We start from the raw sequence: 18,768 nt of genomic DNA on the forward strand, positions 1-18,768 counted from the left end.
GCGTCGTCACGGCGCGGTGATGAGCTCGGCGGCCCGCTCGCCGATCATCACGGACGGGGCGTGGGTGTTGCCGCGGGGCAGGGCCGGCATGACGGAGGCGTCCACGACGCGCAGTCCGGTGATGCCGTGCACGCGCAGCGCGGGATCGACGACGGATTCCTCGTCGAGTCCCGCACGGCAGGTTCCGACGGGGTGGTTGGTGGAGATGGTGGACGTGCGGGCGGACTCCAGCAGCGAGGCGTCGTCCGTCGCGGCCGGGAACGACGCCGGTCCGATGAGCGCCCGCAGGATCGGGCTGTCGGCGATCTCCAGGGTGCGGCGCAGTCCCTCGACGACCAGCCGCCGGTCGGCTGAGTCGCTGTAGTAGCGGGGGTCGATGACCGGGGCCGCCGCCGGGTCGGTGGAGGCGAGGCGGACGCTGCCCCGGCTTTCCGGGGTGAGGACCGTCACCAGGCACGAGATGCCGGGCATGCTGTTCCCGAGCAGGTCGATGAGCATGGGGGTGAGCTCGATGTCGGGGGCCTCGGCGCCCTCGGCGCAGCGCAGGAAGGCGCCGGCCTGGCCCATGGATGCCTGCAGCCCGCGGCGCTGCTGCGCGTAGAGGGCCTCGTGGTGTTCGTTGCGCGCGTCGAGCCAGGTCTCCCCGCGGTGCACCGGCCAGCCGATCAGGGCCGAGGGGTGGTCCTGGAGGTGCGCCCCGACACCGGGCAGGTGCTGGACCACGTCGATGCCGTGCCGCGCCAGCTCGTCGGCGGGTCCGATGCCGGACAGCATCAACAGCTGCGGCGTGCGTATGGCTCCCGCCGACAGGACCACCGAGTCCGCGTGGACCCGGTGCGTGCCCGTCGGGTCGCTGTATTCCACGCCGGTGGCGCGCGTGCCGGTGAGCAGGACGCGCCGCACGAGCGCGCCGGTGCGCACGACCAGGTTGGGGCGGCCCTCAGCCGGGCGCAGGTAGCCGCGCGCCGCGCTGTACCGCTCCCCTTCGCGGACGTTGCTGTAGAGCAGACCGACGCCGTCCAGCTCTGCGCCGTTGAAGTCGCGGTTCAAGGGCAGGCCGGCCTCGACCCCCGCCGCGATGAACGCGAGGGAGAGCGGGCTGACGTCCTTGGGGGTGGTGACGGGGATGGGGCCGCCGGTCCCGTGGAACCGCGAGGAGCCCAGCTCGTGGTCCTCGCTGCGGCGGAAGGCGGGCAGCACCTCCTCGAAGCTCCAGCCCTTCATCCCGCGCTCGGCCCAGCCGTCGTAGTCGAGCCGGTGACCCCGGTACCAGGCCTGGTAGTTGATGGACCCGCCGCCGCCCAGGACCCGGCCGGCCGACAGGGGGACGGTCCTGCCGCCGAGCTGCTCCTGCGGCGCGGTGTCGTAGCTCCAGTCGTGGTCACCGCGCAGCAGGCCCGCGAACGGACCGTGGGGAGGGGCGATGCGCGGGTCGGTGTCGGCCGGCCCCGCCTCCAGCAGCAGCACCCGGCAGCCCGGGTCGGCGCTGAGCCGGGCCGCCAGCACGCTGCCCGCGGCGCCTCCACCCACGACGATGTGGTCGAACGGAGCCTCGGTTGTGCCGTGGGAGGCTGGTGTGGTCTGTGTGTCGGGAAGGGACACGTGGAACTCCATCACTTCGTCGGGTATTTCGGCGCGCGGCCGCTCCACGCCCGTCGGGCGGAGCCGGGCAGCGCGAGGTGAGCGCGAACGGCAGTGCCGCGTCCACCGTGGCGGCGAGCCTAGCATGAAACGGAGAGTTCTCCGATTCTGTTGTGGCGGCCCATCACGAAGGCGCGCGGTCGCCTCGCTCTCCTTCCTCTACGGACAGCCGGGCCGGTTGACTCACCTGGACCACAGGTTCGCCGCGGCGCAGGTCCTCGTGGCGACGCGAGGGCAGGCGCATACGATGGACGGCACATAGAAGAACAGTGGTCTCTTGTGTACGCTTGTGGCCGGACGGCGATCCTGCCCGCGGGCGCGGGTGGAGGTACGGATCGCCGGAGAGGGAGGACCACGGTGGCCGGCAGTGTCGCGGAGGGGTTCCAGCGGGCCCGGCGCCCGGAGCAGCGCGAGGTGCGCCGCCAGGCGATCCTGGACGCCACGCGGGTCCTGCTCGACCGCGCCGAGGTCGCGGAGGTGAGCCTGCGGGAGATCGCGCGCGAGGTCGGCTGCGCCAACTCCAATGTGCTGCGCTACTTCGGCACCCGGGAAGGGGTGCTGCTCGCCCTCCTCGATCACGAGTGGGGCGACTGGCTCGCCGACCTGGAGCGGGCGCTGCCCGCGGCGGGCACCGGCGCGCCGGTCCACGTGGTCGCGCGCACCGCGGCCGAGACGGTCGCCGCGCATCCGCGCATGTGCAAGCTGATGAGCGCGCTGAGCGGGCTGCTCAGGACCGAGGCGCCGGAGTCGGTCGCAGCCCCGTTCCACCAGGCGTCCGCGACCCGCAACCTCCAGGCCGCCCGGCTGCTCGCCGAGCGCGTCCCCGGCCTGAGCACTCCGCTGGCCTCCGAACTGATGATGATGGCCAGCGCCTACGTGGCGGGCTGGTGGCCCCTCGCACAGTCCGGACAGGACGCACCCGAGCCGCCGCTGGAGGACCCGGATCTCGTCCGCCCGCACACCTTCGTCGACGGGCTCGCGCGCGGCCTGCACCTGATGCTGGCGGGTCTGCTGGTGGAGTCCGCGTTCGTCCCCGGGGCGCCGACGGCACCGTAGAGCGCCGGAACACGCCGACGTTCGCCGGTTCGTCGGTTCGCCGGACCCCGCGTTCATCGGCCCGTCGGTTCGTTCACTCGCCCGTTCGTCGGTCCGTCCGTCCTTCGGTTCACCCGTCCCTCGGTCCGTCCTCCCGGTCGCCGGCGCCGAGGCGTTCCCGTCCGCTTCGGGCGGTCGGGACCGCGGTGGGCTGCCCCGCCGCTTCGGTCCACCGCGCGGTGAAGTCGCCCGCACCTGAGCCGACCGACCTCTCCCCTGTCGCGCCCACGTGACCCTCGGCTGCGCGCCGGCCCGCGGCCGGGATCGCGTTCCGGCCCCGTGCGGGATGCGCCCTCGCGCTCGGCCCCCTTCCCGACACGCCTGACCACTGGGCGGCACGGACCGCCGACCCAGGGCAGGCCCACGACCACCCGGGAAGACAAGAGAGCAGTGGTCCGCTATATTGGAGAGGTCTCCACTTCTCATCCCACCTCTCGAGGAACCGGCCATGACCGCACACGACCTTGAGCCCGCCCCCACGTCGGCGGCGCCCCCTGCCGCCTCCCCCGCCGACCGCCGCTGGTGGGTCCTGGCGGTGCTCGGCCTGGCGCAGCTGGTGGTGGTGCTCGACGCCACCGTCATGAACATCGCCCTGCCGACCGCCCAGCGGGACCTCGGTTTCACCGACGCCCAGCGGCCGTGGGTCCTGACGGCCTACACGCTCGCCTTCGGCAGCCTGCTGCTGCTGTCCGGCCGCCTGGCCGACCGGCTCGGGCGCCGCAGGCTGTTCATGACCGGCCTGATCGGATTCGCGGCCGCCTCGGCGGTCGGCGGCGCCTCCACCGGGTTCACCATGCTGGTCGCCAGCCGCGCGGTGCAGGGCGGCTTCGCCGCGCTGCTCGCCCCGGCGGCGCTGTCCCTGCTGACCCTCACCTTCCCCGACGGTCCCGAACGCGCCCGCGCCTTCGGGGTGTTCGGCGCCGTCGGCGTCTCCGGCTCCACTCTGGGCCTGGTCCTGGGCGGGGCGCTGACCGAGTACCTGTCGTGGCGCTGGACCATGTACATCAACGTCGTCATCGCCATACCCGCCCTGATCGGCGCCCTGAGCATCATCGCCCGCGACACCCGGACCGCTGTGCGCCCGCGCCTGGACCTGGCCGGCACCCTCACCGTCTGCGCCGGTCTGTTCACCCTGGTCTACGGCTTCTCGAACGTCGCGGACCACGGCTGGAGCGCGCCCAGCACCCTGGCCCTCCTCGCCGCCGGCGTGGTCCTGCTGGCCGCCTTCGTCGCCGTCGAGACCCGGGTCCCGGCGCCGCTGCTGCCGCTGCGGGTCCTGGCCGACCGCAACCGGGCCGGCGGCCTGCTCGGGATGTTCGTCGGGATCGGCGCACTGCTCGGCGTCATCCTCTTCGGCGCCTACTACGTGCAGGGCACCATGCACTACAGCGCCGTCAAGACCGGCCTGGCGTTCCTGCCCCAGCCCTTCGCGCTGCTGGTGACGGCCGCCGTGATCGGCCCACGGCTGAACCGGCGGGTGAGCCCCAAGGTCACCGTCCCGGTCGGCATGCTGCTCGGCGCGGTCGGCGTGGCCCTGTTCACCCGCGTCGGCGTCCACGGCGACTACGCCACCGATGTCCTGCCGACCCTGGTCGTCCTCGGTGTCGGGCTCGGGCTCATCTTCGCCACCAGCACCAGCATCGCCACCCACGGCCTGGCCCGCGAGGACACCGGGGTCGGCTCGGCGCTCGTGTCGACCTCGCAGCAGATCGGCGGCTCCATCGGCGTGGCCGTGCTCAACACCATCGCCACCACCGCGGGAGTGCACTACTTCCGCCACCACACTCCCGGCGCCCTCACCCTCGCCCGGGCCACCGTCCACGGTTACACCACCGCCTTCTGGTGGGCCTCGGGCTTCTTCCTGCTCGGCGCGGTCATCACCGCCGTGCTGCTGCGCCCCGGCGTCCCGGAGCACCTGACCGCCTCCGCGCCGTCCGCGGACGACGAGACCACGCCGAAGGCGGCGGCCCCGGCCCACTGAGGCCGTCCCCCGACAACCGCCCGCCGAAGCCTCCTTCGAAGCCCCGCCCGCCGTGCACCGCCACGGCGGGCGGGTCCGTTTCCCGGCCGGCGCCTGTCCTCGTACGGCGTCGCGCGGAACAGCCCTTCAGGCGCCCGCCGTCGTCGGCTTCGGCACGGTGGCCCGGGCCGGGTGGACGATGCTGACGAACCGTCATGTGAACCCGTTACGACGGGTGGCCGGTCAGCTCGGGACGAGGTGCGGGGCGCGGTCCTCCTCACCGCTCAGCGGCAGCTCGGTCCAGATCGTCTTCCCCTTCTGCCCGTAGCGGCAGCCCCAGCGCGAGGTGCACTGGGCGACGATGTACAGCCCACGGCCGCCCTCGTCCGTCTCCGCCGCCCTGATCAGCCGCGGTTGGGTGTTGCTGTCGTCGCCGACCTCGCAGATCAGCGCCCGGCCGCGGATGAGGCGCAAGGACACGGGTCCCTCCGCGTACCGGATCGCGTTGGTGATGAGTTCGCTGATCACCAGTTCCGCCGTGAACGCGAGATGCTCCAGGTGCCAGTCGGCCAGCTGGCGTTCCGCCAGCGTGCGGGCGTCGGCCACGGATGCCGGATCGGCGCGGAACTCCCAGTGCGACACATCCCCGGGATCGACACGGCGAGTTCGCGCGAGCAGGATCGCCACGTCGTCACTCAAGGTGGCCTCGGTCGGCGCCGGCATGAGGCCGTCGCACCACTTCCGCAGCGGCCGGTGCTCCCTCATGCCTGCCCCCAGCTCGTCCTGCACCCGCTGCCAGTCCCACCCGCTGCGGAACTCCGGGGTGCGCAGCAGGCCGTCGGTGTACATGGCGAGGACGCTGCCCGGAGCCATGTCGACCGTCGCCGACAGGAAGGGCGTCCCGCCCGCGCTCAGCGGCGGGTTGTGCGGCAGGTCGAGGATGCGGGTGGTGCCGTCGGGGCCGATGAGCAGCGGTGACGGGTGTCCGGCGGAGGCGAGGACGCACGTGCACGTGGTGGGGTCGTAGACCGCGCACAGGCAGGTGGCACCCACGGTGTCCCATTGCTCCGGACCGGCCTCCGCGGCCATCCGGGCCACCAGCTGTTCCGCCCGGGCGAGGATCTCCGAGGGCTCCAGTTCCAGGTCGGCGTAGGTCTGGATCGCGGTGCGCAGGCGCCCCATGGTGGCCGCGGCCGCCAGGTCGTGCCCGATGACGTCGCCGATGACGAAGGCGGTGCGCATCGAGGGGAGTTCGATGACGTCGAACCAGTCGCCGCTCACGCCGGTCCCGCTGTCGGCCGACCGGTAGGCGCCCGCGGTCTCCGCCGCGGGGGTGTCGGTGAGGGTGGGGGGCAGGAGCCGTTCCCGCAGGACGGCCGCGGCCTGGTGCTCGCGGGTGAAGCGGCGCGCGTTCTCGACGCCGATCGCCGCGCGGGAGGCGATCTCGGTGAGCAGCTCTCCTTCGCCGGCGTCGAACCGGTCCGAGTCCGCGGTGCGCCACGCCGAGACGGAGCCGAGCACACCGCCACCGGCGATCAGGGGCGCGACCGCCAGCGAGGTGGCCGCGGCGGGGACCATTGTGCGCGTCAGGCCCGGGTCCCCCAGGGCGCTCTCCACCTGTCCGCGGTCCAGGACGAGGGTCTCCCCGTGCTGCAGGCGGCGCAGTGCCGGACTGTCGGGCAGCGCGGGGTAGGGCGCGCCCACCTGCAGTAGCTGTTCCGGCCAGGGACCGGCGGCGCGGGCGGCCGCGGCCCTGACGAACCGGGTCCGTCCGCCCTGCCGGTCGGTGGGCGCGCTGTCGCCCAGCAGGACGGGCTCGTAGAGATCGACCGAGGCGTAGTCGGCGAACCCCTCGACGATCACGTCGGCCAGGGCCCGGGCTATCCGGTCCGGGCGCAGGGACGGGCCGATGCGCAGGGCGGCGCGGTGCAGCAGCTCCCGGTCGCGCTGGACGCGTTCCTCCTCGGTGATGTCCCGCACCATCGCCGCGACCCCGGTGGGCCGGCCGTCCGCGTCCTCCAGGCGGAAGGCCGACAGGGAGAACACCCAGTGGTGCTCCGGGGTCACGCGGGAACGGGTCCGCTGCCGGTGCCTGAGCACGGGTTCGCCGGTGCGCAGGACCTCGGAGAAGACCGCCTCGACGGCGGCGGCGTCGGGCGCCGGCAGGTAGTCCTGGAGGCGGTCGCCGGGAGCCACGGGCGCGGTGTGCGGGCCGCCGGCCGTGAGATTGGTCAGCTGCACCCGCAGGTCGTCGCCGTGGATCCCGAAGCCGAGGGATTCCTGGCGCATGATGGCGCGCAGCAGCGACACCGCGTGCCCCCACTCGCGGGCCGCCCCGGCGGGCGCGAGCAGCAGGACGGAGCCGCGGGCCGGGGGCTCCAGCGCGATCAGCCGCAGGCACACCGCCACCTCCCCCGCCGCGCCCTGCCGGAGCCGGACGATCCCCGACGCGGGGAGGGCGGAGGGGGCCGGGTCGCCGGGCGTCGCGATCAGGAGCCGTAGGAACGGGTGGCCGAGCACCGATGCGGCCGGCTGTTCCAGCAGGGCTGCCGCCTCGTCGGACCACGAGGTGACCGTGCCCTCGGCGTCCAGGCCGACCGCGGCGAGCCGGCCGAGACAGTAACCCTGGTCGCCGGGATCGTCTTGGTGGTTCATGCGAACCCCCGCGTTGCCGAAGAACCGGGCAGACCCATCGTGACCTGCCATGGCCTGTCACTTCAGTCTACGTGGCCCGGTCGGCCCGGCGGCCGCCCGCACGGGCCCCGGCGCCCGGCGTCCCCGGCAAGAGATCTCGCCGACGTGCTCCCCCACCGCGGGCCCGGCATCGCGGGGCCCGCGCCAGCGATCCCGGCCGGCCCCGCCCGGTCGGTGACGGCGGCTCCGCTTGTCCGGGTCAGTGGTTGCCGTAGCCGGGGATGCTCGCCTTGATGCGCTCGAGTTCGCGCGTGTCGGAGACGCCCTGGAAGTCGTAGCGGGGTGTGTAGGGGGCTTCCAGGCGGCGGGCCTCCTCGTCGGTGAGGTCGAGGTCCACGGAGGCGACCGCGTCGTCGATCTGCTGGAGCGTGCGGGCGCCGACGACCGGGGCGGCGACGACGGGGTTGCGGTGCAGCCAGGCCAGCGCGATCTGGGCGCGGCTGACCCCGCGGGCCTCGGCGAGGGCGCCGACCTCGTCGACGATGAGGCGGTCGCTGTCGGCGGTTGCCTGGTAGAGCATGTCCGCGTAGGCGCCGTCGGTCGCGGCGCGTTCGCCTGTGTTCGCCTGGTCGAAGGGGCGGGCGAGCCGGCCGCGGGCCAGCGGGCTCCAGATGGAGGTGGCCACGCCCTCGTCCGCGCACAGCGGCAGCATTTCGCGCTCCTCCTCGCGGGCGAGGAGGTTGTAGTGGTCCTGCAGGGTGACGAAGCGGGCCCACCCGTGGCGCTCCTGCAGGTGCAGGAGTTTGGCGAACTGCCAGGCGTGCATGGAGGACGCGCCGAGGTAGCGGGCCTTGCCCGACCTGACGACCTCGTCCAGCGCCTCCAGGGTCTCCTCGAAAGGCGTCTCGTTGTCGAGGCGGTGGATCATGAGGATGTCGACGTAGTCGGTGCCCAGGCGGCGCAGGCTGTGCTCCACCTCGCTCATGATCGCCTTGCGCGACAGGCCGCCGCCGTTCGGGCGGCCGGGTCGCATGACGTGCCGGATCTTGGTCTGGATGACGACGTCGTCGCGGTCCGCGTAGTCCTTCAGGGCCCGGCCGAGGATCTCCTCGCTGGAGCCGTAGGAGTACAGGTTGGCGGTGTCGAAGAAGTTGATGCCCGCTTCGAGGGCGTGCTTGATCAGCGGGCGGCTCGCCTCCTCGTCCAGCGACCAGACCGGGTGGCCGCGGTCGGGTTCGCCGTAGGTCATGGCGCCGACGGCGACCGGGGAGACATCGAGGCCGGTGCGGCCGAGCTTGGTGTAGCGCACAGCGGGGCTCCTACAATGGTGGGGACAAGTAACGGAGAACTCTCCGGGTGACTCTTGCGACGCTAGCGGACACCTCTCCGTTTCGCAACACGAGGATCGCCCCACCCGACCAGGAGGCACCCTTGCCCGACGCCGCACCCCAGCGCTCGGACGCGCTCAGGAACCGGGAGACGATCCTGCAGGCCGCGCACGACGCCTTCGCCGAGTCGCCGGACGCCTCGCTCAACTCGATCGCCAAGCGGGCGGGCGTCGGCCCGGGCACGCTCTACCGGCACTTCCCGACCCGCGAAGCGCTCATCCTGGCGGTCTACGAGCACGACGTCGGCCGCCTCGTCGACTCGGTGCCCGAACTGCTCGCCGCCCACGCCCCGCTGGACGCGCTGCGGTCCTGGTTCACCACGCTCGCGTCCTACGCGCGCATCAAGCACGGCCTCGGCGAGGCGCTGAACTCCGCGGCCGCCCAGGAGGTCACCAGTGCCACCTGGCCTCCGGTCAGCGCCGCCGTCCGCCGGCTCCTCGACGCGTGCGCGGACACGGGAGAGGTGCAGCCCGGGCTCGACCCGACCGACGTCGTCATGCTCCTGAGCTGCCTGTGGCGCACCGCGGACACCCCGGAGGGCGCGCTGCAGGCCGAGCGCCTGCTGGACCTGGCGATCCACGGCTTCCGCCCCTGAGCCCGGGACGCCCGCGGTAAGGCCACGAGGCGAACCCGCCCTCCCGCACCCCTCGATCCACCGGCTTGACGTCGAGGGGTGCAGGCCGCACTGTAGTAAGTAGATATTTACTTACGGATGGGAGCCCTCCTCATGGCCGTCGCCACCACCTTCTTCGACCGCCTCGGCGCGGGGGACGTGCCCGGTGCGCTCGCGCTCACCACGCCCGACTTCACCTGGACCGTCGCCGGCAAGCCCGGGCAGTTCGGCCTCGCCGGCGTCTACGACCGCGACAGCTACGTCGCCATGCTCCAGCGCGTCGGCGCCTCCCTGCCGGCCGGGCCGCGCGTCGAGGTCACCTCGGTCACCGCGGACCAGGACCACGAGGTGATCGAGGCGCATGTCACCGCCGTGTCGGCCTCCGGCGCCGACTACGACAACGCGCTCGTCTACGTCTTCGACCTCGACGGCGGCCGGATCAGGGCCGTCCGCGAGTACCTGGACACCATCCACGCCGCCGAGATCTTCGTCGCGTAGCGGGGCCCGCCCATGACGCAGCCGCCGCCCGGAGCGGCGCCGCGGGACGCGACCGCCACCCGGCAGCGCATCCTCGCCGCCGCGACCGAGGAGTTCGCCGCCCGCGGTCCCGCCGGTGCGCGCGTGGCAACCATCGCCGCCCGCGCACCGGCCAACCCCCGGATGATCTACGCCTATTTCGGCAGCAAGGAAGGGCTGTTCGCCGCAGTCGTCGAGCAGGTGGTGCTGCAGATGCAGGACGCGGTGACCCTCGACGCGGCCGATCTGCCCGGCTACGCGCTGGCGGTCTTCGACGCCTGCAAGGCCCGCCCCCACCTGGTGCGCCTCGCCCTGTGGCAGGGCCTGGAGCTGCCGGGGCTCGCCGAGCGGATCGCCCCCGTCCGGCGGGCCAACGAGGAGAAGGCCGCCGCCATCCGCCGGGCCCAGTCCGAGGGCTTGGTGAACGACGCCCTGCCCGCCGAGCAGTTGCTCGACGCCATCCTCACCCTGGTCTACGGCAACTTCGTGCTGGCGCGGGGCATCGACGACTACAGCAGTACGCGCCGGGAGGCCGTCGCCCGAGCCGTCGAACTGCTCACCGCCCCTCGGTGAATCCCCACCGCGCTCCTGTCCGACCCCGCCCCATCCGGCCGGTCCCGGGCGGGGCGGACGTGGGTGCGGACACCTCGCCCCCGACCTGCGCGGCATGGGCGATTCCGACCCGGCCGGGAGCGACACGTTCGCCAAGACCGGCATCGGGCCGTCCCCGTACGGTCTCGGTGGCACCGCGTCCGGCCGGACCGGCGAGGAGGCGGCCTCCCGCCGATGACTGCCTGCTGCCCGCGTGGTCCGGACGGGGAGCGGCCCCGGGCACGTGGAGGCGGCACGGCAGGGCCCCGGCTGGCTCCTTCGGGAAGGCGCATCCGCCCGGCGGAGGAAACCATGGAGGACATGGACACCTCGCAGCAGACCTCCCGGGACGGCGCCGCCGCGGACACCTACGACGTCATCGTCATCGGCGCGGGCCCGGTCGGGCAGAACGCCGCCGACCGGGCCCGCGCCGCCGGCCTGAGCGTCGCGGTGGTGGAGCGCGAGCTGGTCGGCGGGGAGTGCTCGTACTGGGCCTGCGTGCCGAGCAAGGCGCTGCTGCGTCCCGTCCTCGCCCTCGCGGACGCCCGCCGGGTGGACGGCGCCCACCAGGCCGTGACCGGCACCATCGACACCGGCGGCGTCTTCGCCCGGCGCGACCGCTACGTCACCGACTGGGACGACTCCGGACAGGCCGGCTGGGTCGCCTCCATCGGCGCCGACCTGGTGCGCGGGCAGGGCCGCCTCGACGGTCCGCGGCGGGTGACCGTGACCCCGCCCGGCGAGGAGCAGGGCCGCGCGCGGACGCTGACCGCCCGGCACGCCGTCGCCGTCGCCACCGGCAGCAGCCCGCTCCTGCCCGACCTGCCGGGCATCGACGAGGCCCGCCCGTGGACCAACCGGCAGGGCACCGACTCCAGCCGGGTCCCCGGCCGGCTCGCCATCGTCGGCGGCGGCGGAGTCGCGGTGGAGATGGCCACGCTCTGGCAGGGCCTCGGCGCCCGCACCACGCTGCTGGCCCGCCGCCCGCTCCTGCCCCGGATGGAGCCGTTCGCCGGCGAGATGGTGGCGCGGGGCCTCTCCGAGGCGGGCGTCGATGTGCGCATCGGCGTCTCGGTGACGGGCCTGCGCCGACCCGACCCGGACGGCCCGGTCACCCTGACCCTGGACGACGGCGGCACCTTGGAGGCCGACGAGGTCATGTTCGCCACCGGGCGCACCCCCCGGACCGCCGACATCGGCCTGGAGACCGTGGGCCTGACCCCCGGCTCCTGGCTCGACGTGGACGAGACCTGCCTGGTCAGGGGGGTCGAAGGCGGCTGGCTCTACGGCCTCGGGGACGTCAACCACCGGGCCCTGCTCACCCACCAGGGCAAGTACCAGGCGCGCACTGCAGGCGACGCGATCGGGGCGCGGGCCAAGGGACTGCCCCTGGACGACGGGGCATGGGGCGACCACGCCACTACCGCCGACCACCACGCCGTGCCGCAGGTCTTCTTCACCGACCCGGAAGCCGCCGCAGTGGGCCTGTCCGCCGAGCAGGCCACCCGGGCCGGACACCGGACCAGGACGGTCGACGTCGACTTCGCCCAGGTGCAGGGCGCCAACCTCCACGCGGACGGCTACCGCGGGCAGGCCCGCATGGTGATCGACCTCGACCGCGAGGTCCTGCTCGGCGTGACCTTCGTCGGCCCCGGCGTCAGCGAACTTCTGCACTCCGCCACCGTCGCCGTCGCCGGCGAGGTCCCCCTCAAGCGGCTGCGGCACGCGGTGGCCTGCTTCCCCACCGTCAGCGAGATCTGGCTGTTCCTGCTGAAAGCGGCCCGCGAATGATCCACCTCTGAGCCCCGAGGACACCGCCAGCGGGTCACCGGGCCGCCGACGTTCCGGCAGTGCCACTGGCAGCAGGCACACGGCAGGCACGGCCCGGTGAGCCCGACATCGGCCACGGCTGCGAGCGCGTTGAACGGTCCCGCTGCGGGGCACCGCCGTGCGGTCACGTCGCGCACCTGGCGCCGAGTTCCCCCGGGTCACTCACCCTGGCGGTGGATCTCGATCCGCCGGAGGGCGGGCACCAGCAGCGGCAGGAGCATCGCCACCGCGGCTGTCGCGCCGCCGAGGACCGCGACCGACGCGGTGCCGAAAGCGGCGGCGAGGAAGGGCGTGGACAGCTGGCTGACGGGGATGGGCACGAAGGACCAGAACTCGTCGTGGGCGCCGACCCGGGACAGCAGCCGTTCCGGGATGTGGGTGGTGTTGACGGTCTCCCACACGACGGTGAAGAACTCGGTTGCCACTCCCGCCACGAATGACGCCGCTGCGAGCCAGAGGGTGTCCGCGCCGGCGCCGAGCAGGATCAGGGGGACCGCGGCCAGCGACATCGAGGCCAGCGCCGGCCCCATCGGCCGTCGCACGGTCAGCTTCACCATGACCACGCTGGCCAGCAGCGCCCCGGCACCGCGCGCGCTCAGCACCAGGCCCCACCCCCGGGCCCCGATCGTGCCGTTGGCGACCACCGGGCCGAGGATCTGCCAGACCCCCAGGTTGAAGCCGTTGTTGACGGCGAAGGCCAGCGTCACCGCCCAGATCCACGGCTGGGAGCTGAAGTAACCCCAGCCCTCCCGCAGGGCGCCGAGCATCGTCGGATCGTCCGCGGTGCGCTGCGGCCGGTCCGGCAGCGACATGCGGGCGAAGCACACGGCCGCCAGGAGGAAGGACACGGCGTCCGCGGCGATCGCCCAGCCGCCGCCCACGGAAGCGGTGAGCAGACCCGCCGTTGTCGGACCGATGATCTTCGTGGTGTTCCTGACCGACGCCAGCAGGGAGCTGGCCCGCTGGATGCCGCGTCCTGCCGCGAGATTCGCGACGATGCCGCGCAGCGCGGGCTTGGTGAGCCCCTGGAACACGCCGCTGAATGCGCACAGCGGCAGCAGGAACGCCGGGTGCTGGTGCGTGAGGAGGACGCAGGCGACACCGGCCTGGGTGAGGCCGGCGCCCACGCTGGTCAGGCGGAGGACGCTGTCGCGCCGATGGCGGTCGGCGACACCGCCGCCGAGCAGGAGCGCCGCGACCATCGGGACCAAGGCCGCAGTGGTCACCGCGGCCAGCCAGGCCGCACTGCCGGTGGCCTCCAGGACGGCGAAGGCCAGGGCGACAGGCGACATGGCGCTGCCCAGCAGGGAGATCGACTGCCCGCCCAGAAACCACCGGAAGGAAGCAGAACGAAGCGGCCGCTCGGACGCGAGGCCGGTATCGGCCACCCGCAACTCCCCATCGCCGCCGGACGGTTCGCGCTCTCGGCTCGCGGGCGCATCTGGGGCAGGCACGAGGGGCCACCATGCCAGTGCGGGCAGGGCGCCTCAAGTGGTTTTCACCCAGCGGCGGCGCCGCTTCGAGGCGTGGCCGCAGGCGGTACCGCCCCGTATGCAACCCGGCCCTGATCACCCCGAGGCGGGTACGGCGGACCCTGACGTCACAGGCCAAAAGGCGCCGCTCCACGGGAAGTTCGGCCGGATCGGTGTGGACATCGCCCGCCGCGAGGTGATTAATCGAACTGACAGCCCTGCTCACCGGGGGCGGGACGACCCAGGGGGGCGAGAGCTGGTGTACGGCTTCAGCAAGGGGACCGGCAAGGTCGAGGTGCAACTCAAGTGGGACCCGAGCCCCTTGGGCACGCCGCCGAGCGATCTGGATCTCATCGCCGCGACCTACTTCGCGGCCGATCCGAGCGGGGAACCCGCCTACCTGGTGCACTTCAACAGCAGGTCGCCGGACGGCACCATCATCTACGAACGGGACAGCCGGGACGGCAAAGGGTTTGGTGTCGACGAGCTGATGACGCTGGAACTGGACCGGATCAGCGACGCCTACGGCCGGGTGCTCGTTGGAGTCGCCATCCAGCAGCACGACGGACGACGGGTGTTCGGCGAGGTGCTCAACCCGGAATTCCGCATCCTGGAGGGGTACACGGAGCTGGCGGCAGGCGACTTCTCCGACGTGGCCGGTGCCACGGCCGCAACGGTGGCCGAGTTCACCCGGAACGCGTCCGGCACGTGGGACTTCCACGAACTCGTCCGCGGCTTCGACACCGACCTGAACTCTTTCGCCCGGACGATGGGTAGCGCGCACCGCTGAGGCCCGGCGCCGGGCGGGTCCGGCCCGCACGCGCCCGGCGATGGGACGCCAGGGCCTGGAGCGGGTGCGAGCGCCCTGGCGTCCAAGGAACCAACCCCGCGAGCGCGGGGAGCATCTGACCCACAGCGCCGGGCTCGCCACCGACACGGGACCAACCCCGCGGGAGCGGGGAGCATACGGACATCCTCGCGCAGCTCGACGGGATGCCGGGACCAACCCCGCAGGCGCGGGGAGCACGGCGACCTCCACCGTAGCGAGGTCGGCGAAACTGCCGCTGCTGCCGCTGAACCACCCCACACGTTCGCGGGCCTGTGAGCCGGTGGCGTCCGCTCCGGCCCCGCCACCACGCGGACGCCCCCGACGCCCCCGACGCCCAGGGTGAACGGCGTCTTCCGCGGCACGGCGCCGGCAACGACTACCTCGCACGATGTCTCACTTCGCTCGGTGCCTTCCCGTGAGCCGGATTGCTCATCGTGCGCGGACCATGCCGTGCGGGCAAGCACCAGAACTCCACGGCGGACGTGCAGAAACGCACATCACTTTCTGGGCTTGCCGGTCCATTTTCTTCTCGGCACGATGAAGTGGACCCGCTGGTCCAGTGCACAGGGGAGACCGATGAACGACATCGCCCGGCTGACAGCCACGGAGGAGGTGCGCCGCGTGATGGCCCGCTACGTCTACTGCGCCGATCACCACCGATGGGACGAACTGGCCGCGCTGTTCGCCCCGGACGCCCCCTTCACCGCCTACACCGTGGACGGCTCGGTCCAGGCGCAGATGAAGGGGCGGGACGACATCGCCCGCCAGCTCGCCGAACGCAACCACCCCGACACCGTGCTGGTGCACCACCTGTTCTCCAGCGAGATCGACTTCGACGCCGAGGACTCCGCCTCCGGCGTGTGGGCGATGGAGGACCTCATCAGCATTCCGCCGGGCGGAGAGGGCGGGAAGGGCGACGAAGGCCCCCGCCCCCGGCCCACGGGCATGCACGGCTACGGCCACTACCGCGTGCGTCTCGCCCGGCCGGACGAGCGCTGGCTCATCACCGAACTCCGCATCACCAGGCTCCGCCTGGACTGGACCTACTGAAGCAAGGAGCGACCCCATGGCGGAAAACCTCGAGCCCTTCGTCATCCATGTGGAACAGGAGGTGCTGGACGACCTGCGAGCGCGCCTGGAGGCGACCCGGTTCGCACCCGACCTCGACAACGAGGACGAGGGATACGGCCTCAGCACCGCCTACCTCAAGCCGATCGTGGAGTACTGGGCGGACGGCTTCGACTGGCGGTCCGTCGAAGCGCGGATCAACCGGTACACCCACCACCGCCTCGACGTCGGCGGCACCCCGGTGCACTTCATCCGCCGGCCGGGCAACGGGCCGGCGCCCGTCCCGCTGCTGCTGATGCACGGCTGGCCGTGGACGTTCTGGGACTGGAGCAAGGTCATCGACCCGCTCGCCGACCCGGCGGCCTTCGGTGGCGACCCGGCCGACGCCTTCGACGTCGTCGTCCCCTCCCTGCCCGGGTTCGCCTTCTCCACGCCGGTCACCAACGGCAAGGAAAACTCCGTCAGCATGGCCGACCGGTTCCACACCCTGATGACGGACACGCTCGGCTACGAGCGCTTCGCCGTCGGCGCCGCCGACTACGGAGCCCTGGTCGGCGCCCAGTTGGGCCACAAGTACGCCGACTCCCTGTACGGGCTGCACCTCGGGAACGAGATGCTGCTCACCATCTTCCAGGGCGACCGCTACTGGGACCTGACCGGCGGCGCCCCCATCGACACGATGCCGGCCGACCAGCGGGCCGGCATGGTGAACTTCGTCAACACCTATGTGTCGCACGTGGCGGCGCACATGCTCGACGCCCAGACCCTCACCCACGGGCTGAACGACTCCCCGGTCGGCATGCTCGCCTGGATCCTCAAGCGGTGGAAGAAGTGGAGCGACCAGAACGGCGTGTTCGAGGACGCCTTCCCGGTCGACCACATCCTCACCAACGCGACCATCTACTGGGTCAACCAGGCCATCGGCTCCTCGATCCGCTCCTACCGGAACGTCCATCGCACCCCCTGGCAGCCCTCGCACGACCGCACCCCGCCGATCGAGGCCCCCACCGGTTTCACCTTCCTGCTCGGCGACGCCGCACCCCCCGCGGTCCACAACCGCGAGCAGCGGATCGCCGCCTTCCAGCAGGGAGCGGGCCACTTCTACGCCGACGTCCGCCAGGTCAACGTCCACGACAAGGGCGGCCACTTCGGCCCGTGGGAGAACCCCGAGGCATGGATCGGCGACCTGCGCGCCACGTTCCGCCCCCTGCGCTGACCCCTCCCCGCCGGTCACACCCCCGGGCGGGCGCGCCCCCGACGCGCCCGCCCCGCCGACCACCCGGTGGCACGGGGGCGCCCGCCGGATCCAGACCGCGGCCGGCCGTGCCTGTCGCTGAGCACCTGCCGACGAGTCGGGGGTGTGCGCTCGGGTCCGGCGGACGGGTCGGCGCGGGTGCGAGGCCGGAGCGGGACTACAGGACCGGCTCGTACAGGGTCGGCGGGACCGGGGGCTTGGCGAGGAGGGCGGCGATCCTCGGGATCTGGTCGGCCACGCTCGCGCTGTGCTGCGTGAATGCCTCGATCGAGGCGAACTTCTGGATGATCAGCAGCGGTCCGTCGGCGGCTCCGCGCGGGCCGTGCACCGAGTAGTGCAGGCACCCCGGTTCGGCCCGGATCTGCGGGGCGAGTTCGGCCAGCACCGCGAGAAGGTCCTTGCGGCGCCCGTCCTTGGGCTCCATCGTGGACGCGGCAACGACCGCGCCGGTCGTGGCCGGCTGGTCGCCCTGGAGCATGGCCAGCGCCTCGTCCGCGTCGGCCTCGCTGCGCAGCCGGATCTCCAGGCCGCTCACCGCCGCTGCGGCCGAAGCGGCGACGGCGACCGCGCCGACCTGCTCGGCACTGACCAGTTCCGGATCGCCGGAGTCGGCCAGGCGGGTCCTGACCGGTCCGAGGACCAGGGCGAAGACCCGCTGCTGTCCTGCCGTCTCGGCCGCGGCCACCTGCCGCATCATCAGCAATGCGGCCTGCTCCATGCTGACCAGGCCGCTGCCGGGCACCGGCGTGACCGCGGAATCCCCGACGATCACCGTGTAGGCGCCGCGGGCATTCAGCCTCGGCAGGAAAGCTCGCAGGACAGCGACGTGTGCGGCCGCGAGCCCGACGAAGGCACTCTGCCAGTCGCTCTCGTCGATCTCCCAGAGCCGCTTGCCGCCCCACCACCCACCGATCGGGGCCACCACGTCGTCGACACCACCGAGCCTGCGCTCCATCTCCTCGGCAAGCTGCTCGGCGCCGGCGAACGTCGTGTAGTCGTGCACCACCAGGTGCAGGCGGTCGGTCGCCGCGTCACCGAGCACGCGGCGGAACTCCTCCGCCCGCTCCTGGGTGCGGGTCGGGACGACGACGTCCGCACCCGCGGCGAGGTAGCTGCGGACGACACCCTCCCCCACTGCTCCCGTGCCGCCCGGAACGACGACCCTGCGACCGGACAGATCGGGAAGTGCCTTGCTGCTGTGCATGAGATGACTCCTCGGGAGCGGTGCGGGGACAGTCGGACGGCGGTCCTCCACTGACCTCGCTCACATGTTGGCCAGGCCAACGTTGGTTATCCCAACATAGCAGCTGCGTGTTGGGATGGCCAACGGTTAGGATGGGGACATGGCGGACACGGATCACGCGTTGCAACCACCGGCCCGGCTGCGTGAGCTCGCCAGCTGGCAGGCGAACAAGGTGTCGACGCTCGGCGCCCGGCTGACCGCGCAGCGCATGCCGCTGAGTGCGCGCGCCGATTTCGCCGTCCTGGCGGCACTGGAGGAGTACGGGGCGCTCAGCCAGGCCGAGATCGGCCGCCGCCTCGGCCTCGACCGCAACGACGTCAGCGGCATCCTCACCCGCCTGGAGGGCGGCCGCCAGGTCGACCGGCAGGCCGACCCCGCCAATCGACGCCGCAATGTCGTCACCCTCACCGCGGCCGGACAGCAGCACCTCGAAGAACTCCAGCGGCACGCCGACGCGGTCCAAGCCGAACTGCTCGCCGGCCTGGACGCCGCCGAACGACAACAGCTCCAGTCCCTGCTGGCCAAGCTGCTCGACAGCCACAATCCGCAACCGGCTTGAGAGCCGCCCGAAGAGCGGCGCCCGGGCCGAGGCGCCGGCGCTTCGGCGGCGCGGCGAAGTCCGCCCGCACGGCC

The 18,768-nt window shown here is 72.8% G+C and carries 15 protein-coding genes; 10 read left to right on the plus strand and 5 right to left on the minus strand.

The window, feature by feature from the left end:
* Positions 1-6 precede the first annotated feature (6 nt).
* The gene (locus BLR33_RS02480) at positions 7-1,602 is read right to left on the minus strand and encodes a GMC family oxidoreductase (protein ID WP_245771098.1); all 1,596 of its coding nucleotides are present in this window, start codon (positions 1,600-1,602) and stop codon (positions 7-9) included.
* Positions 1,603-1,998: 396 nt separating this feature from the next.
* Here BLR33_RS02480 and BLR33_RS02485 point away from each other — a divergent pair, with 396 nt between their 5' ends.
* Positions 1,999-2,697, plus strand: coding sequence for a TetR family transcriptional regulator (locus BLR33_RS02485; protein ID WP_176930081.1), 699 nt, complete (start codon positions 1,999-2,001; stop codon positions 2,695-2,697).
* A 487-nt stretch (positions 2,698-3,184) separates the two neighbouring features.
* Positions 3,185-4,717: an MFS transporter gene (locus BLR33_RS02490; RefSeq protein WP_093782533.1), complete on the plus strand. Its 1,533-nt coding sequence runs from the start codon at positions 3,185-3,187 to the stop codon at positions 4,715-4,717.
* Positions 4,718-4,939: 222 nt separating this feature from the next.
* On the opposite strand, the gene BLR33_RS02495 is transcribed toward BLR33_RS02490, so the two are convergent.
* Together BLR33_RS02495 and BLR33_RS02500 are read right to left on the minus strand one after the other, a co-directional pair.
* On the minus strand, positions 4,940-7,351 hold the full coding sequence (locus BLR33_RS02495; RefSeq protein ID WP_093782534.1) for a SpoIIE family protein phosphatase: 2,412 nt from the start codon (positions 7,349-7,351) through the stop codon (positions 4,940-4,942).
* Positions 7,352-7,589: 238 nt separating this feature from the next.
* Positions 7,590-8,639, minus strand: coding sequence for an aldo/keto reductase (locus BLR33_RS02500; RefSeq protein WP_093782535.1), 1,050 nt, complete (start codon positions 8,637-8,639; stop codon positions 7,590-7,592).
* A 122-nt stretch (positions 8,640-8,761) separates the two neighbouring features.
* Between BLR33_RS02500 and BLR33_RS02505 the strand changes: the two genes are divergently transcribed.
* The 4 genes from BLR33_RS02505 (at position 8,762) to BLR33_RS02520 (ending at position 12,229) form a co-directional block, all read left to right on the plus strand.
* Positions 8,762-9,313: a TetR/AcrR family transcriptional regulator gene (locus BLR33_RS02505; protein ID WP_093782536.1), complete on the plus strand. Its 552-nt coding sequence runs from the start codon at positions 8,762-8,764 to the stop codon at positions 9,311-9,313.
* A 117-nt stretch (positions 9,314-9,430) separates the two neighbouring features.
* Positions 9,431-9,829, plus strand: coding sequence for a nuclear transport factor 2 family protein (locus tag BLR33_RS02510; protein WP_143031609.1), 399 nt, complete (start codon positions 9,431-9,433; stop codon positions 9,827-9,829).
* Between the two features lie 12 nt (positions 9,830-9,841).
* Complete coding sequence (locus BLR33_RS02515) at positions 9,842-10,420, plus strand: TetR/AcrR family transcriptional regulator (protein ID WP_093782538.1); 579 nt, start codon at positions 9,842-9,844, stop codon at positions 10,418-10,420.
* A gap of 330 nt (positions 10,421-10,750) precedes the next feature.
* Complete coding sequence (locus tag BLR33_RS02520; protein ID WP_245771099.1) at positions 10,751-12,229, plus strand: dihydrolipoyl dehydrogenase family protein; 1,479 nt, start codon at positions 10,751-10,753, stop codon at positions 12,227-12,229.
* Positions 12,230-12,426: 197 nt separating this feature from the next.
* Here the strand turns inward: BLR33_RS02520 and BLR33_RS02525 are convergent, their stop codons facing one another.
* On the minus strand, positions 12,427-13,656 hold the full coding sequence (locus tag BLR33_RS02525) for an MFS transporter (protein WP_176930082.1): 1,230 nt from the start codon (positions 13,654-13,656) through the stop codon (positions 12,427-12,429).
* Between the two features lie 343 nt (positions 13,657-13,999).
* Between BLR33_RS02525 and BLR33_RS02530 the strand changes: the two genes are divergently transcribed.
* The 3 genes from BLR33_RS02530 (at position 14,000) to BLR33_RS02540 (ending at position 16,853) form a co-directional block, all read left to right on the plus strand.
* Positions 14,000-14,530, plus strand: coding sequence for a TerD family protein (locus BLR33_RS02530; protein ID WP_093782540.1), 531 nt, complete (start codon positions 14,000-14,002; stop codon positions 14,528-14,530).
* Positions 14,531-15,145: 615 nt separating this feature from the next.
* Positions 15,146-15,619 (plus strand): nuclear transport factor 2 family protein, encoded by a 474-nt coding sequence (locus tag BLR33_RS02535; RefSeq protein ID WP_093782541.1) that lies wholly within the window; start codon positions 15,146-15,148, stop codon positions 15,617-15,619.
* Between the two features lie 16 nt (positions 15,620-15,635).
* A complete protein-coding gene (locus tag BLR33_RS02540) occupies positions 15,636-16,853 on the plus strand; it encodes an epoxide hydrolase family protein (RefSeq protein WP_093782542.1) in 1,218 nt (405 codons plus the stop codon).
* Positions 16,854-17,049: 196 nt separating this feature from the next.
* On the opposite strand, the gene BLR33_RS02545 is transcribed toward BLR33_RS02540, so the two are convergent.
* Positions 17,050-18,096 (minus strand): SDR family oxidoreductase, encoded by a 1,047-nt coding sequence (locus tag BLR33_RS02545; protein WP_093782543.1) that lies wholly within the window; start codon positions 18,094-18,096, stop codon positions 17,050-17,052.
* Between the two features lie 139 nt (positions 18,097-18,235).
* Between BLR33_RS02545 and BLR33_RS02550 the strand changes: the two genes are divergently transcribed.
* The gene (locus BLR33_RS02550; RefSeq protein ID WP_093782544.1) at positions 18,236-18,694 is read left to right on the plus strand and encodes a MarR family winged helix-turn-helix transcriptional regulator; all 459 of its coding nucleotides are present in this window, start codon (positions 18,236-18,238) and stop codon (positions 18,692-18,694) included.
* Positions 18,695-18,768 lie beyond the last annotated feature (74 nt).

This window comes from Actinacidiphila guanduensis (genome assembly GCF_900103985.1).
GTDB classification, from domain to species: domain Bacteria; phylum Actinomycetota; class Actinomycetes; order Streptomycetales; family Streptomycetaceae; genus Actinacidiphila; species Actinacidiphila guanduensis.